This window comes from Streptomyces sp. NBC_00597 (genome assembly GCF_041431095.1).
Classification (GTDB): Bacteria; Actinomycetota; Actinomycetes; order Streptomycetales; family Streptomycetaceae; genus Streptomyces.
Genome location: NZ_CP107758.1, coordinates 332,519 through 346,551, shown reverse-complemented (window position 1 = coordinate 346,551; position 14,033 = coordinate 332,519). Strand labels below are relative to the sequence as shown.

Annotated in this window: 17 protein-coding genes and 1 pseudogene; 8 read left to right on the top strand and 10 right to left on the bottom strand. The window is 71.5% G+C overall.

Annotation, left to right across the window (positions count from 1 at the left end):
• Positions 1-62: 62 nt before the first annotated feature.
• Positions 63-803, top strand: coding sequence for a TetR/AcrR family transcriptional regulator (locus OG974_RS31375; RefSeq protein ID WP_328765556.1), 741 nt, complete (start codon positions 63-65; stop codon positions 801-803).
• Between the two features lie 147 nt (positions 804-950).
• Here OG974_RS31375 and OG974_RS31370 read toward each other — a convergent pair.
• The 3 genes and pseudogenes from OG974_RS31370 to OG974_RS31360 all read right to left on the bottom strand — a co-directional run.
• Positions 951-1,215 (bottom strand): annotated as a pseudogene (locus OG974_RS31370) (Tn3 family transposase); the annotation flags it as partial.
• A 90-nt stretch (positions 1,216-1,305) separates the two neighbouring features.
• The gene (locus OG974_RS31365) at positions 1,306-2,181 is read right to left on the bottom strand and encodes a glycosyltransferase family 2 protein (RefSeq protein ID WP_331735472.1); all 876 of its coding nucleotides are present in this window, start codon (positions 2,179-2,181) and stop codon (positions 1,306-1,308) included.
• Between the two features lie 317 nt (positions 2,182-2,498).
• Positions 2,499-3,803: a S1 RNA-binding domain-containing protein gene (locus OG974_RS31360; RefSeq protein WP_327286273.1), complete on the bottom strand. Its 1,305-nt coding sequence runs from the start codon at positions 3,801-3,803 to the stop codon at positions 2,499-2,501.
• Between the two features lie 580 nt (positions 3,804-4,383).
• Here OG974_RS31360 and OG974_RS31355 point away from each other — a divergent pair.
• The 3 genes from OG974_RS31355 to OG974_RS31345 are packed head-to-tail and all read left to right on the top strand — an operon-like array spanning position 4,384 to position 5,434.
• Complete coding sequence (locus OG974_RS31355; RefSeq protein WP_329316803.1) at positions 4,384-4,794, top strand: hypothetical protein; 411 nt, start codon at positions 4,384-4,386, stop codon at positions 4,792-4,794.
• Positions 4,791-5,159, top strand: coding sequence for a hypothetical protein (locus tag OG974_RS31350; RefSeq protein ID WP_327286271.1), 369 nt, complete (start codon positions 4,791-4,793; stop codon positions 5,157-5,159). Before OG974_RS31355 ends, OG974_RS31350 begins: the two co-directional genes overlap by 4 nt.
• A complete protein-coding gene (locus OG974_RS31345; protein ID WP_327286270.1) occupies positions 5,156-5,434 on the top strand; it encodes a hypothetical protein in 279 nt (92 codons plus the stop codon). The genes OG974_RS31350 and OG974_RS31345 overlap by 4 nt, the downstream gene beginning before the upstream one ends.
• A gap of 140 nt (positions 5,435-5,574) precedes the next feature.
• On the opposite strand, the gene OG974_RS31340 is transcribed toward OG974_RS31345, so the two are convergent.
• Both OG974_RS31340 and OG974_RS31335 read right to left on the bottom strand, forming a co-directional pair.
• Positions 5,575-7,281 carry an SsgA family sporulation/cell division regulator gene (locus tag OG974_RS31340; protein ID WP_331735160.1) on the bottom strand — a complete coding sequence of 569 codons (1,707 nt, stop codon included), beginning with the start codon at positions 7,279-7,281 and terminating at the stop codon, positions 5,575-5,577.
• The gene (locus OG974_RS31335; protein WP_327286267.1) at positions 7,278-8,102 is read right to left on the bottom strand and encodes a hypothetical protein; all 825 of its coding nucleotides are present in this window, start codon (positions 8,100-8,102) and stop codon (positions 7,278-7,280) included. Before OG974_RS31335 ends, OG974_RS31340 begins: the two co-directional genes overlap by 4 nt.
• A gap of 212 nt (positions 8,103-8,314) precedes the next feature.
• Between OG974_RS31335 and OG974_RS31330 the strand changes: the two genes are divergently transcribed.
• Positions 8,315-8,509, top strand: coding sequence for a hypothetical protein (locus OG974_RS31330; RefSeq protein ID WP_327286266.1), 195 nt, complete (start codon positions 8,315-8,317; stop codon positions 8,507-8,509).
• Positions 8,510-8,829: 320 nt separating this feature from the next.
• On the opposite strand, the gene OG974_RS31325 is transcribed toward OG974_RS31330, so the two are convergent.
• The 5 genes from OG974_RS31325 to OG974_RS31305 all read right to left on the bottom strand — a co-directional run bounded on the left by OG974_RS31325 (position 8,830) and on the right by OG974_RS31305 (position 12,627).
• Positions 8,830-9,102: a hypothetical protein gene (locus tag OG974_RS31325; RefSeq protein WP_327286265.1), complete on the bottom strand. Its 273-nt coding sequence runs from the start codon at positions 9,100-9,102 to the stop codon at positions 8,830-8,832.
• A gap of 64 nt (positions 9,103-9,166) precedes the next feature.
• Positions 9,167-9,613 (bottom strand): hypothetical protein, encoded by a 447-nt coding sequence (locus tag OG974_RS31320; protein WP_327286264.1) that lies wholly within the window; start codon positions 9,611-9,613, stop codon positions 9,167-9,169.
• A 149-nt stretch (positions 9,614-9,762) separates the two neighbouring features.
• A complete protein-coding gene (locus tag OG974_RS31315; RefSeq protein WP_327286263.1) occupies positions 9,763-10,503 on the bottom strand; it encodes a class I SAM-dependent methyltransferase in 741 nt (246 codons plus the stop codon).
• 160 nt (positions 10,504-10,663) lie between these two features.
• Positions 10,664-11,602, bottom strand: coding sequence for an aminoglycoside phosphotransferase family protein (locus tag OG974_RS31310; protein WP_331735155.1), 939 nt, complete (start codon positions 11,600-11,602; stop codon positions 10,664-10,666).
• 62 nt (positions 11,603-11,664) lie between these two features.
• Positions 11,665-12,627 carry a WYL domain-containing protein gene (locus OG974_RS31305; RefSeq protein WP_327286262.1) on the bottom strand — a complete coding sequence of 321 codons (963 nt, stop codon included), beginning with the start codon at positions 12,625-12,627 and terminating at the stop codon, positions 11,665-11,667.
• Between the two features lie 126 nt (positions 12,628-12,753).
• Here OG974_RS31305 and OG974_RS31300 point away from each other — a divergent pair, with 126 nt between their 5' ends.
• The 3 genes from OG974_RS31300 (at position 12,754) to OG974_RS31290 (ending at position 13,927) form a co-directional block, all read left to right on the top strand.
• Positions 12,754-12,891, top strand: coding sequence for a hypothetical protein (locus OG974_RS31300; RefSeq protein ID WP_329316792.1), 138 nt, complete (start codon positions 12,754-12,756; stop codon positions 12,889-12,891).
• Positions 12,892-12,967: 76 nt separating this feature from the next.
• Complete coding sequence (locus tag OG974_RS31295; RefSeq protein ID WP_327286260.1) at positions 12,968-13,636, top strand: class I SAM-dependent methyltransferase; 669 nt, start codon at positions 12,968-12,970, stop codon at positions 13,634-13,636.
• A 45-nt stretch (positions 13,637-13,681) separates the two neighbouring features.
• On the top strand, positions 13,682-13,927 hold the full coding sequence (locus tag OG974_RS31290; RefSeq protein ID WP_327286259.1) for a hypothetical protein: 246 nt from the start codon (positions 13,682-13,684) through the stop codon (positions 13,925-13,927).
• The last annotated feature ends 106 nt before the right edge of the window (positions 13,928-14,033 follow it).

Here is a 14,033-nt window from a genome sequence, read left to right as displayed (position 1 = left end):
CTCCAATATTGGAACCGTACTCCATGTTTGGAGCGGTGCACCAAACCTGGCAGGATGAGGGCATGACCACACCGACACCCCAGTCACGAAGGCGCAGGCAGGTGCTCTCGCGCGAGCGCATCATCGAGGCGGCGGTCGGTCTGCTGGACACGGCGGGGGCGGAAGCTCTGACGGTCCGCGCGCTGTCGGACCGCCTCTCCACCGGGTCCGGGGCCATCTACCACCACGTCGGAAACATGGGCGAGCTGCTGCAGGCCGCGACCGAGAGCGTCGTCGCCGCCGCCCTTCCCGCCTTCCCCGCCCCGCAGGAGCCCGTAACGGCTCCCGGGGCCGAGGACACCGGCCGCGACCAGATCCGCGCCGCCGCCCTCGGCCTGTACGACGCGGTCGCCGAACACCCCTGGCTCGCCACCCAGCTCGCCGTGCAGGTCACCCGCAGCCCCTGGGGAGCGGTGACACCACGTGTCTTCGAGAGCATCGGCGGGCGCGTGCGCACGCTGGGCATTCCACGGAGCGACTGGTTCGCCACGACCTCGACGCTGGTGCATTACATCCTTGGCGCCACCAGCCAGAACGCCCAGCCCACCGACACTGCGGACGACATCGCGGCCCCGCGGGCCGGTGCGCAGCGCGCCGAATTCCTCGACTCCGCGTCCAAGGCGTGGAAGAGCCTCGACGCCGGCGACTACCCGTTCCTCCACGCCATCGCCGACCAGATGCGCCAGCACGACGACCGGGAGCAGTTCCTCACGGGCATCGACCTCATCCTCGCCGGCATCACCGCCATCAGCCGCCCTTCCTGAACCCGCGCCCACCGGAAAGCCGGCCGACCTGGCCCTTCCCGCCTGCGGGCCCCACTACATCCGCCCGGCTGCGTGAGGGCGGCATCCACGTAGCAGGTGTTGAACAGCACCGGGGCGTTGAGGACCCGGCCGAGCGCGCTGATCTGGTCCTCGATGCTTCGGGTTCGGCCTGGCGTACACCGAGGGCACCGGCACGACGAAGCGCATGCCGTCCATGGAGGCGACCAGGCCGCCGCCCCACGCCCGGGCGAGCGGGATCGACGCCTGGGCGTCGATCAGGGCGGCGTTCGCGGCCCGGTAGGTCTCCATCCGCAGGTAGATCTGGTCGACGTGGGACAGCTGCCCGTACCGCAGGGCGTCCGCGCCGCCGACCACCGGGGTGTAGCCCGTTGCAGCCGTGCGCGACCAGCAGCGTCACCGAGGGCGTGGCCCGCTACGTGCAGTGGCTACGGAACACCCCGGCCGCCGCCCCGGACCGGCTGCGGCGGGAAATCGCCGCGGCCTAGATGACCGGCGGTCGCCCCAGGCGGGTCAGCCGCCAGACGGTCTGCCAGCGCATCGGGCGCCGGGGCCCGCCGGACGTACTGACGCCCTCGGCGAACCCGCCGAACCAGGCCCGCAGCCCCGCCGCGGAACGGATGCGGGCCACGGTCAGCGCCACCCACACGCCGAGGTAGACCGGCACCAGCGGCGCGGGCAGATGGCGCTTGGCCAGCCAGACCCGGTTGCGGGCCGTCATCCGGTAGTAGACCGCGTGGCGGGCCGGCGACGTCTTCGGGTGCTGGAGCACCAGCGCCGGTTCGTACAGAACGTCCCAGCCCCGGTCGACCGCCCGCCAGGCCAGGTCCGTCTCCTCGTGCGTGAAGAAGAAGGCGTCCGGCCAGCCCCCGGTCTCCTCCAACATCGGCATCGACAGGGCGTGCCCACCGCCCAGGAACGTCGTCACCGGGCCCCGCCGCATCGGGTCACCCGCCCGCAGACGCGGCACGTGCCGCCGCTGGGTCCGGCCGGTCTCGTCCGCAATCCGAAAGGACACGATGCCCAGCCGGCGGTCCGCCGCGTACAGGTCGGCGATCCGCCGGAAGACGTCGGTCTCGATGAGCAGGCCGTCGTCGTCCAGGTCCACCAGGACGTCGACGTCCCCGAAGTCCCGCAGGCGGTGCCAGGCGACGTTCCGGCCGCCGGACACCCCCAGGTTCTCCTCCAACTCCACCCCGGTCACGCCCTCGGGCAGTCCCTGCAAGGCCGTGCCGTTGCCGACCACCACGACCCGGGCCGCCGGTTCGTCCTGCTCGGCCACCGAAGCCAGCAAGGCCAACAGAGCGGGCATCCGGTCGCCCATCGTCAGCACGGCGACACCCACGCGCGGCCGGACCACGACCACCACCACTTCCTCCCGGGACCAGCTGAACGGCGAGCCTATCCCCCGCCGCCCCGCCCTTGTCCCGTACGCCCGCAAGGCCGTGCTGCTGCGCCCCGGGGCGGGTGAGCCGTCGCCGTACGCCGGTCATGTCGGTGGTCCGCTGCTGTGGCCGGACGACGAGGAGTGGCCCCGGTGTCAGGGGCCGCACATGGTCGAGGTGCGGGTGAAGCTCTCCGGTGCCGACGTGCTCGACAAGGTGACGTGGGAGCGGATCCGCCGGGTGCCGGTGTCCAACGTCCCCGGCGTACCGCTGATCGGGGTCGCGCGACTCCTCAAGCAGGACGTACCCCTGGCCGACTGGCCGGAGGGCGCAGGCCGACCTGCTGCACGAGCGCCGGCATCGGGTCTTCCTCCAGCGCCTTGAGCGACAGCGGCACCCGCTGCCGGACCAGGTCGACGTCGAGGATCTCGGCCGTGACCTCTTGGCCCACCGTCAGTACGTCGGAGGGGTGGTCGATGTGACGCCGGGACACCTCGGGAAGGTTGATCATCGCGGTGAAACCACCGATGTCGACGAAGGTGACGCCGAAATCGGGCATGGCGATGACGGTGCCGGTGCAGATCTGTCCTCGCTGCAGGGTGGTGAGGAACGCCCAGTCGCGGTCGTCGGCAGTCGGCTCGGTCCTCCAGCGCGCCCGCAGGACGCCGTCCTCGTCGGGCAGGACGGCCGTCATGAGCGGTTGCCGTTCGTCGACGTAGGGGGACAGGGCGGATGCGGCGCGGGCACCGGAGACGTACGCCGCGAGTTCTGCGAACTCGCTCTCGTCGGCGACGACGCTCGCGATCCGGCCGTCCTCGTCCTCCCAGACGAACTCGATCAGGCCTTCCTCCGGCAGATCGGCGAGGACGGCGCCTACGTCGGGGGAAAGGTCAGGCCAGAGGGCCAAGCGGGAGCGAGGAGCCAGCCGAGCTCGAACGTCGTCCAGGGAGTCGGCATCGAGCCGGTGCCAGCGCGCGGCGTTGCCGACGTGGTTCTCTTCGAGGAGCGCCGCCTGGCGCGTCGCGACGCACCAACGGACTCGGGCCCAGAAGTCGTCATCAGCGGGCCGCTGTACGCCCGACTCGTCGACCTCGGCGTCGTAGGGGGAGGCTTCCAGACGCTCGGGGAACAATCCGAGTGCGCGGGTGCGGGCCACCGCCGCCGCGCAGGGGGCGACACTGGCGACGTAGACGTACTGGTCCCATCCGACGTGGATCGTGAACCTGCCCTCCACCTCCAGGCGGCACCAGGCACCACTGCCCCGGAGCATCGCCCGCACCAGTTCCAGAGCGAGGGCGAGCGAGACCTGCGCGCCGTCGTGGTAGCCCGCGCGGCCGGGCGGGAAGAGCCGGTCCAGGCCGTGGCTCTCGACGGCCGGTTCGCCCGCGCCGAACCCGGCGAAACCCGCCCCGAGCTGCGGCTCGCGTACGGTCAGGCAGTCGATGCCGGTTTCCGCCGCGAAAGCGGCGACGGCCTCCAGATAAGCGGCTTCGACCGGCCCGTGGTCGCTGAGCGCCTCTTCGGTGCCCGTGTAGTGACCGTGCCGATCACGGTCGGTGGGATCGTACTTGGTGACGCGGTAGACGTGGGCCAGCACGTCACTGCCTGCCGACGGGCGCGTAGGAATGGTGCATGTCCGGATCATGTCGCTCGCGGAAAGCCTCCTGCCACCTGATTTCGGCGGCCCGGCCCCGGTGCGCGGCCGGCACCCCCATCGTGCAGCGGTGCGTGGCCCGGCTTCGGGCTCCGGTCAGGCTTTGCAGCGGCCGGCTGGACCACCGCGCACAGGACAGAAGATCCCGACGCATGCTGCGGGTTCATCCCCGCGGGTACGGGGAGCAGTCTTGCTGGCCGGGGACTCTACGCGGCCGATGGGCCGTTCTTGGGTACTCTGAATCCGGCGATCGGCGCATACCGCTCCCGAGAACGGTCGGACACGACAGGTGCCGTAGTCGGCGCCGCGATCAGCGTGTACCGCTCCCCCGCCAGGTGCCCGGTTTGGGCAGCGCAACCGCCCGACCGGTCGGCAGCATGGGCTCGCACATCTTCGGCCCTTCTCCCTGCTGGCCTGCGCCGCCACAGCCTGCCCGCTTCCGCCATTTTGGCGTAGACTCTGCTACGGGCGACGACCGTTCGTAGCGAGCGTCCGCCCGCCTGACCTCCTGAGGAGGAACACGATGGCCCGGGCCGGACGCCATACCCTCAAGCTCGACGGCGACATCTGGCTCAGCGGCACCGCCCGGGCAAAGCGCGACGGATTGGCTGCCACCCGCGCCGTCCAGCACCTCCTCGCGGGATTCGCGACGGGCACGATCACCATCGCTCGTGTCACCAGCGCCACCCTCGGCACCTACCGCGCCAACATCGAGATCCCCGACACCGTCTGGAACCGCGCCCTGGAACGCGCCGGTCTTGCCCGGGCACAGGGATCCGGGCCGGTGCCCGCGGTGGTGGCGGACACCGCCCTCGCCCCCGACGTCTCGACCCTGTGCGAGGTCCTCATCCAGGGCTACGCCGACGGCAGGATCACCCTGATCGCTCCCTCGGGCACCCTCTCCACCGAACCCCAACGGAAGGCAGCGGCATGAGTACGGCACCCGAGTCCGGCCCGGAGGCAGTCCCCCAGCCGGCCGCCAGGCCCGAGGACCTGCGGACCGCCCTCGCCCGCCTGGCTCCCTCCCGCCTGCCGGAGTTCGACGCGGAACGCGCAGCGGCGGTCGCCCAGGCGCGCGCCGAGGTCTCCCCCGCCCCCCTCCACCGCCTCGTCTCGTACTGGGCCGTGGAGGTCGCGCACGCCCGCAACCCCGAGCGGCTGTCCCGCCTGCGGGACCTGGAGCACCGGGCGCAGAGCGCCGACGACGCGGACCTTCCGGGTGTCCTTGCGCAGATCCGCGCGATCCTCCTCGACGTTCACGCCGAGGCCGGGTTCACGCGCCAGGGCGACGGCCGGTGAGCGACCTCGACTGGAGCTGGGAGTACGAACCGGACGAAGCCCACGTCACCACCGGGCTGGCGGTCTCCGTCGTCGCCGAGGCCGAGCAGGTGATGGCGGACCTGGTCGAGCTCGCCGCGATGGGCGTGGACCCGACCACGACGGGCCGCGGCCCGGCCGACGGCGGGGTCCGCCGCATCGACCTCCCCGGCGGAGGTTGGATGTACGTCCTGCCCATCCCGCGCCGACGCACCTTGTACGTCACTGCCGTCATGCCGCCCTTCCACCTCCTGTGACCTGCACACCCGCACCCGGTCACCGCGGCACGAACAGGCCCCACCACCACGCCGGCGGCGCGCGGGCACCCGGTTTCCCGTGCTTCCGGCGAGTCCGGCCATCACCGCGAACCCCGGGCAGCAGCCGGTCCAGCCGCAGGTCAGTCCTTGCAGCCCGGCGAAGCAGTGAGCTCGTGCAGGTGTTGCTCCAGGTCGGCCAGTTTGCCGGCCAATTGCTCGGGTTCGGCCCCGAGCGCGACCATGCGCTGGGACTGGTCCAGGAACTCCACCACGTGATCGGTGCGCATGAAGAGGAGTGCCGTCCCGTCCGGCGAGGTGAGCCGGAGGTAGGTACGCCGGCGGCCGGGTTCGGTCGGCTGCGTCGGGCCTTCGCTCCACACTTGGACGTCTCCCCCGCCCGCCGTGCCGCGAAGGCCGTCCCACAGCAGCTCTCGTGCCAGTACCCAGGTGACTCCGTCGTCATGGCCCGGCAGTTTGAACACCGCCTCCACCGCATAGGGATCCGTACGCCGGTACGTCAGCCGCGCGTCGAACCGGTACTGGGCATCACCTCCCGGTTGCTCGCACAGATGAATGATCAGCTGCGCGCGCAGCACCTCGTCCTCATCCTCGAACTCCCGCCAACTCCTCAACGGATGCTGGCCCTCGACCCGAGAAGCGGACGGTGGCACAGCACGCTCCGCCGACGGAGCCGGGTTTCGCACGACCGGAAAGCTGCGCACGCGTTCGAGCCCACCGAGCGCGGCGAGGTCCGCCATCGCGCCCGTCCGTCGGTGTACTCCCAACACATGCCGGTACACCGCTTCCTCCAGCCCGGTACGCCCGCGAGGCGAGCCGAGCTCCTCCCAGTCCCCCGGAATCTCCCGCCCATCGAGCATCGTGGCCAGACAAGCCCACGCCGTCGTCCAGCCCGTGTCCGTCCGCATGAGTGACGGATGACCATCGGCGGCGTTCAGTAGCTCCCTCACACGCCGATCCAGCGCATCGTCAGCGGACCGAGCGGACCGCATCGCCATCAGCACACCGATCCCGCACCCGCCCCCCGCCGGCCGCCGGGGATCAGTATCTGCACGCAGTCCGACATACCCGGCCAGAGCGCTGTGGAAGAAGGCGTACCGGTCGGCATCCTGCAGTTCAGGGAACTCATCGTCGAAGGCGGTCGGCACGCCGAAGCCCCGAATGACGAGCGGCCGGCCACCGCGCACCGGGCCGTTCGGCGTTGCCAGCTCCCCGGAACCGATCCGGCCGGCGAGGGTCGTCTGGACCCCGCGGCGCAGGAGGTGCTCGGCAAGGGCACCGCGCTCGCCCGGCGGGCCGACCGTCACCGTCGGGTCCGCCGTCCGGCTGACGACCGACCTGATGCTCTGTGAGGTGCTGATCAGCAGCATTCGGCCCGCGTCGTGCACCGTACGGCTCATGAGTTCGAGGGCGAGCAGGGCCATGAACGTCGACTTCCCCACTCCGGCTGGACCGTGGAGCACGAGGTGGGAGGCTTCCTGCACCCCGTTCAGCAGCAGAGTCCGCTCGGCCTCGGCCGTCGCTGGAGGTGCTGGTAGATCGCCGTCCGTCTGCACGAGCGCTCGCGCCCGACCACCCTCCTCCGTCTCACCACCCCGGTCTGCCGGATCGGGCTCCTCCGGCACGGCTGCCGAAGCCGAGGAGACGGAGCACGGTGCACCGACCGCCTCCCGGATGCGCCGCCGCACCGGGTCGGGTACGTACCCCAGCGCAGCCATCACGTGGGGCGCCCCGAGGCTGGAGGCGTCGAGGAGGGAATCGAAGTCGACGTCGTCTACGGTGTCCGTCTCGGCGAGGTCCTCCAGGAACCCCTCACGCCGAACGCTCATCGTGCTTCCCCCTCCCCCGGCTCAAGCCGGCGTACTCCGCTTTCGTTGATCCGGTTCCTCAGTCGATGGGTCCGGCGCTCCAGGGCCTTGCGGGTCAGGCCGGCGCGTTGGGCAGCCTGTTCCTGGGTGCAGCCGACGGCGTACCAGCCCAGGCCCTCCAGGACCTTGGGGTCCTTCACCATCGGAAGGATCCGGCGGATCTCGTCGTTGGTCGCAGCCACCTGGTACGGGTCCGGAGCGCGCTGGTCGGGGATCGCGGCCATCGGGTCGGCCTCCTCGTCCGTGCCGGAGCGGCGGAGCTCGGCCTGCCCGGTCCTGCGCGCCTCGTGCCATGCCTTGTAGACGGGGACGAAGGCGCGGATCACGGCGCCCATGCAATAGGTGGTGAGGTTCGCGCCTCCTCCGGCGTGCCACCGCCCCTCGACCAGCCCGTACGTACGGAAGACCGCCATCCCGTTGATCACGCTGTCCGTGGAGATCTCAAGGCGGTCGTCCTGCGACCAGTCGGCGACGATCAGGTGGCGGGGCACCGGGCGCCCGGCCGCGGCGGTCCGGCGGAAGATCTCGCCGGTACCGCACCACTTGACCATGGTGGGCCAGGCGTAGCCGGTCAACCGCTCGACGACCTTGTCGTAGCGGGGTCCCTCGAAGCCGTCTGCCCGCAAGATCTCGACGATCTTCGCGTCGCTCTGTAAGCGCTGCGCGCGCTCTGCCTCGTCCTCACTGCTGACCGGCTCGACGAGAGGGTTGTCCGGGGCGGACTGCCCCGCGTGCAGCGGGTCGCGGACGGCGATGCCATCGCCCTCAAGCTCAGTCGGCACATCCGCTCCCTTGCGTCCGGGCTCCCCTGACGGTCCCTCTGTCTGGCCTCACGCCCTACGTCTTAAGTCCGGGCCTCCCGTCTCCCCCCTCCCGCACCATGTGATTCAGTTCACACGTGCTCCGGCGGGGGAGGCGGGCCGGGCGCGAGCTACACCACCAGCACCCGGCCCGCCGCGGATGCGGACGGGCTCACTCGACGCACCTGGAGCTGATGTTGTCCCAGAACACCCCGCCGCCCTCCCTGCTGTCGCAGCGGTCGGCCGTGATCCTGCTGCTCGGCGTACTGACCGCCGTGGCCGCTGTCGTACTCACCGTGCTGGCGGGCGGCACGCTGGCCGCTGGCCTGCTCGCGGGTGGTGCGGCGTTTGCCGCGGGGGTCCTGTTCTTCAACACGATCATCTCGTGAGGGGGCGGCCCGGCGGGATGCCATGAGGTAGCCGCGTCCGTGCGACGGTCGTCAGCCGCGCGCTGCCGGCTGCCGGCTGCCGGCTGCCGGCTGCCGGCCAGGACGATGGACGTACCCGGGCGGTGCGGTGCGCCGTGAAGGGGGTCGGCAGTCTCCGCCCGCGGGCGGGACCACCTCGTCCGTCGCACCACCCGCCTCGCCGCCGTCAGCGCGCCCGGCCCCACCCCGACCGACACGGTGGGCCGACCGCAAGCGGGTTGACGGCGGCCCGGGCGGTGTCGGGTGACTTGTGCCGGCGTGGGACGACCGGACCGGCTCGCTCACTGTCCCCCGAGATGGACCCGGGTGTGGCCGTCTCCCAGGTCCTGGAGGGTGATGCCGATGCTCTGGAGCGAGGACCTGCGCTTGTCCCCCAGGCGCGGTGGGCAGACGCTGCCCGCTCCCGCGTTCGGCACGGTGCCAGGGCTGGGCAGGCCCAGGTGCGCGAACGACGCCGCGGACGGGTGGTCCTTCGGAGGCCGCGGAGGACGGGGCGCCAGTGGCTGGTCGAGGCGCAGGTCCTCGGTGATCGCCTCGGCTTCGGCGTGCTGCACGGTGAAGGACGGGAGGTGGCTGTCGGCGTCCCAGCCGACCGTGCCCGGTGGGGGTCTCGGCGGGTCACTTGGCCGCCAGGTCGCTCCTGATCATGGCCACGGCGGATGACAGTCGGCTGATGCCCGTCTGTACCTCGCGTATGCCGGCGGAGGCCTGGGCCTCGTCCTTCTTGCCGGCTCCGGCGACGCACTCGTCGCCTCCGTGTTCGAACGCGGTCAGGGCTTCCTTCCAGAAGCCCTGGGCGTTCTCGCTCGGAACGGTGGCGAGATTCTTGGCCTTCGCCACTTCGGTCAACAGCTCCTGGCAGGCGGGGCCCCAGGTGTCCATCGGGCGCATGCTCACGTCGTTGACCCGGCCCGAAGTGTCGGACAGCCCCTTGACCCTGCCTTCGCCGCCGGAGGACCACCAGTCCTTCAGTTCCCCGACCGGGGTCGAGCTACAGCCGGCGAGCAGCGCCGCGGTGGCGACGGCGGTGGTGGAGACGGTGAGCATGCGGATGCGGAAAGACATGGGCCCCCCTTGTTCGTTCGGTTGTGCCGATGCTTTCAGCAACCCCCGGCCTCGGTGGGGCCAATGCCGGATCTCCGGTCCGCCCGCGCGGCCCGGCCCCGTCCGGGCGGGTTACGGGGGGGCCGGTCGTCGGGATGTCCGGGTGGGGGTCAGGCGCGGCAGCGGAGCATCTCCAGTGGGGGGTTGGTGTGGAAGTCCGCCCAGAACTCGGCTCCGAACTTGTGCACGCCGGCCTCCGACACCGGGATCGGGACCCAGGTCAGGTCCTTGAATCCGGCCGCCCGCAGGGAGTCCTCGTACACCTCGCGGCGCGGGCGGTTCGCGATGAACGAGACCGGCGGGTCGAGCAGCGCGGTGGTCCGGACCTGCGGGCCGGTCTCGGCCTCCTCGCCGGTCAGCTCGCTGAGGAAGCCGTACTTCTCGGGGGTCGGCCCGTCGAATCCGAAGTCGGGCGACTGGTTGAGCGCGAAGAGCTCGCCGCCCGGCTTCAGGCTCCGGTGGATGGTGCGGCACATCCGCTCCGTGGTGGCGATGTCCGGCGCGTAGTTGAGCAGCTGGACCGCCAGGGCGATGTCGAACCGCTCCTCGAAGGACCGGAGTTCGGACGCGTCGCCCACCTCGTAGCGCACCCCCAACGGCTCGCGCTCCTCCAGCGCCTGCGCCACGGAGACCATCTCGCCGGAGATGTCGATGCCGAGCACGTCCGTGGCGCCGCGCCGCTTGAACTCGCGGCTGTAGAAGCCGGTGCCGGAAGCCAGGTCGAGGATCGACCTGCCGGTCACGTCCCCGACCAGGGCCAGGAAGCCGGGCACCACCGCGTACTGTTCCAGCGGCAGTGCCTTGAAGCCCTCGTACGCCTCACCGATTTCGTCGTACTGCTGCGCGCTCATCGTGCGGTCCTCCCCGTGTGCGGTCATGTCGTCGGCCGCGGGCGGCCCCGTTCCTCGGGACGCGCCGCGGCTCTGACTGGCAGTCTCTCCACACGACGGCAGGCGTCCGTACTGGCAGAACCCACAAAGATCCGGGCCCCGTCCCGGCCTCCCGTACGGGTCAACGGTGGGTCAGCAGTGCTGTGGCGATGGCCACTTGCGCGGGATCCAGCGAGGTCTCGCCGTCTTCGACGTCCCACAGCGCATTCTGCAGGACCCGGCCGAGCGTCCACCCGGCGGCGCGCTGCCGGTCGAGGCCGAGGACCTCGGTCATCAGGTCGAAGCGCCGCAGGACCGCCCGTGCGGCATCCCCTGAAGCCACCACCTCGTCCCAACGGTTCCGCAGGGCGGGCAGCAGGTCGAAACCCGGGTCTCCGGCGAGGGGTTTGGGATCGATGGCCAGCCAGGGCTCCCGCTCTGCGGCGGCGGGAAGGGGAGCCAGGACGTTGTCGTAGTGCAGGTCCCAGTGCAGGAGGCGATCACCCGGCTCGTCGCAGAGCTCCCGCATCGCCGCCGCGCAGGTCTGCGCCAGTCGGCGGTCGGCGGGACGTGCGAGGCGCGTCAGTGCGACGGGCGCCGCGTCCAGCATGGCCGCCGCGATGTCGGCCAGGCGGCGCACTCCTTCGGGGGCCGGGCGGGCAACCAGGCGGGACAGGACCTCGGACAGGATCTGCAAGGCGGTCGTGTCGTCGCCGACGGCGGCCAGCGAACGTCCGGCGTCCAGGCGCTCCAGCAGCATGGCGCCGCTCACGGGAGCGGTTTCGAGGAGCAGGACCGCGCCCCTTCCCGCCCATGCGGTCAGCGCCAGGGGTTCGCACCGTGTCTCGTCGTCCACTGGTTGGAGCTTGAGCACCGCCAAGGCGCCGTCGGCGCGCACCACCGCAAGCACGAGAGCGACCGCGCCGTGGCTCGGCGCCCCGTCGAGACGCAGCTCCCAGCGGTCCAGACAGTCCGAGGCGAGCGCCGGGAGCCCGGCGATCCACGCTTCCCCGCAAGTCCCGGAACGCGCACGGTGGGAGGCGGCGAGAGCCTCTGGGACGTGGATTCGGGAGACGATCACAGGGGCATGCTGTCAGCGGCAGGGCCGCCGCACCAGCGATCCCCTCTTGCGCCGGATCGGGGTCAGCCGATGGCGCGCAGGGTGCGGTGGGCCGTGGCGTCGAGGTGGCTGAAGACCTCCGGGTCGGCGTCGAGGGTGTAGTCGGTGCCCAGGGCCGCGAGGGTTTGCGCGATGCGGGTCAGGGAGTCGTCGGAGGCGTCGACGAGGCAGGTGTCGTCGTCGGACCCGGCACGGATACGGGTGGCCAGGCCCCGGGTTTCGGCGCGTACGCGAGCGGCGGACGCGTGGACGGTGGCGATGGCGCGGTACCGGGTGGGGGCGGCCGAGAGCCGCTCGGCGACGAAGGCCGCGGGGTCACCGCCGGGCACGGGGCGCGCCGGGACGCGGCGGCCGGTCGGGGTGGGGCCGGACATGCGGTCGAGGCGGAAGACGCGCCAGTCGTCCTTGGCGACGTCGTGCGCGAGGAAGTACCAGAGGCTGCCCGAGGCGACCAGGTGGCAGGGTTCCGCGCGGCGGGACGCGGTCGCGCCGTGGCGGGTGGTGTAGTCGAAGGTGAGGACCTCGTGGTCGCGGCAGGCGACGGCGAGCGCGGCGAGGAGGGCCGGGGCGGTGCGCGGCCCGCGATCCTCCCAGGTGATGCCGGCGACGGCGCCCTGGAGGGCGGTGACCTGGCCGCGCAGGCGGCGCGGCAGGACCTGTTCGAGTTTGGCCAGCGCGCGCAGGGCCGTCTCCTCGATCCCGGACAGTCCCCCTGCGGCGGTGCGCAGGGCTACGGCGACCGCGACGGCCTCGTCGTCGTCCAGGAGGAGCGGCGGCAGGTCCGTACCGGAGGCGAGGCGGTAGCCGCCTCCGTGGCCGCGGGCACTGTCGACGGGGTAGCCGAGCCCGCGCAGCCGGTCGATGTCGCGGCGTACGGTGCGCACGGTCACACCGAGCCGGTCGGCTAGGTCGAGGCCGGCCCACTCCCGGCGGGTCTGCAGCAGGGACAGCAGACGCAGCATCCGGGCGGTCGTGTCACTCGTCATGCATTCCACTATGCCCGTATCAAAGGACAAGTCTTGTCCTGAAAGGCTCCTAGGGTTGGGCCTGCCCATTACGGTGGCCGCGCGCACGCCGCCAAGCTCGTAGAACTCGGTCACGAGGTGGGCACCATGTTCGTCGCCGGCGACCACGAGGACGCGAGGCAGCAGGTCGCGGGGCTGCTGAAGGCGTACGGCTGGACCGACATCTTCGGCCTCGGCCTCGGGCAGCAGTTCGGCGGCCACTTCGGCATCAAGGTCGTCCGCTGAGGCCGAAGTGAAGCCGGATTAAGTCGGATCAAGCCGACTGGAGCCCACTGGAGCCGCACGGTCCTATCTTTGGCCGATGCGCGCACACCGTATTGACCGTCCGGCCGATCTCGACGTGGTTCGCGAGTCGTATGACCGGGTCGCCGACAACTACGCCCACATGGTGGTGACGACGGGGTTCGGCGACATCCGTCGCCATCCGTGGCTCAAGGCTTCGATCGACGCCTTCGCCGACACCGTGAGCGGCCTCGGTCCCGTCCTCGACGTCGGCTGCGGCCCCGGAACGGTGACCGGCTACCTCGCCGAGCGCGGACTCGACGTGTCCGGGGTCGATCTCTCTCCCCGCATGATCGAGAACGCGCGCCGTCTCCATCCGCAATGCCGCTTCGGCGTCGCCTCTGCCACGGACCTCGACCTTGGTGAGGCGTCGCTCGGCGGCGTGCTGGGGTGGTGGTCGCTGTTCAACCTCCCCCGTGAGGTCCTTCCTCAGGTTCTCGCCATGTTCGCGCGTGCCCTGAAGCCGGGCGGACACTTCATCACCGCAACGCACGTCGGCGACGAGGACGCGGTGCGCACCGAAGCGTACGGAGGCGTACCCGTTCGCTGGACGACACACAAATGGCGGCCGGAGCAACTCGTGGACCTGATCGAGCGGGCCGGACTGCGCCCGGTCGCCGAACTTCGGCTGCCCGCGGATGAGTTGAGCGGGCCGGGTCTGGTCGTCATGGCCAAGCGGCCCGGCTGATGCCCGACAGCTGAGCCCCGCAGGAGCGGCGGGTACGCTCCCCGAATGTTCTGGAAACGTCTGGGGGAACGGGGTCCGGCGGCGGGCCGTGGCGCCCCGTCGGCCAAGGACGCGGAAGCGGTGGCGCCGGCGGAAGCGGTGGCACCGGTGGTGCTCGCGCCGCCGGAGCCGTGGGATCCGGCGGCTCCGGTCGCCCGGCTCCCGGTCACGAACAACGGGCGGGAAGCCCTGGAGCTCGTCCTCGAACCGTACTGCTGGAGTGAGTGGTTGGAGCCGGGCGCCAAGGTCTGATCCTCCCCGCAGGGCGGCATTCACCGCGGCATTCACCGCGGCGTTCACCGCGGCGTTCACCCGTTCGGCCCGGTTCGGGTCGCGGGGGCAGGGAAGGGGAAGGCCC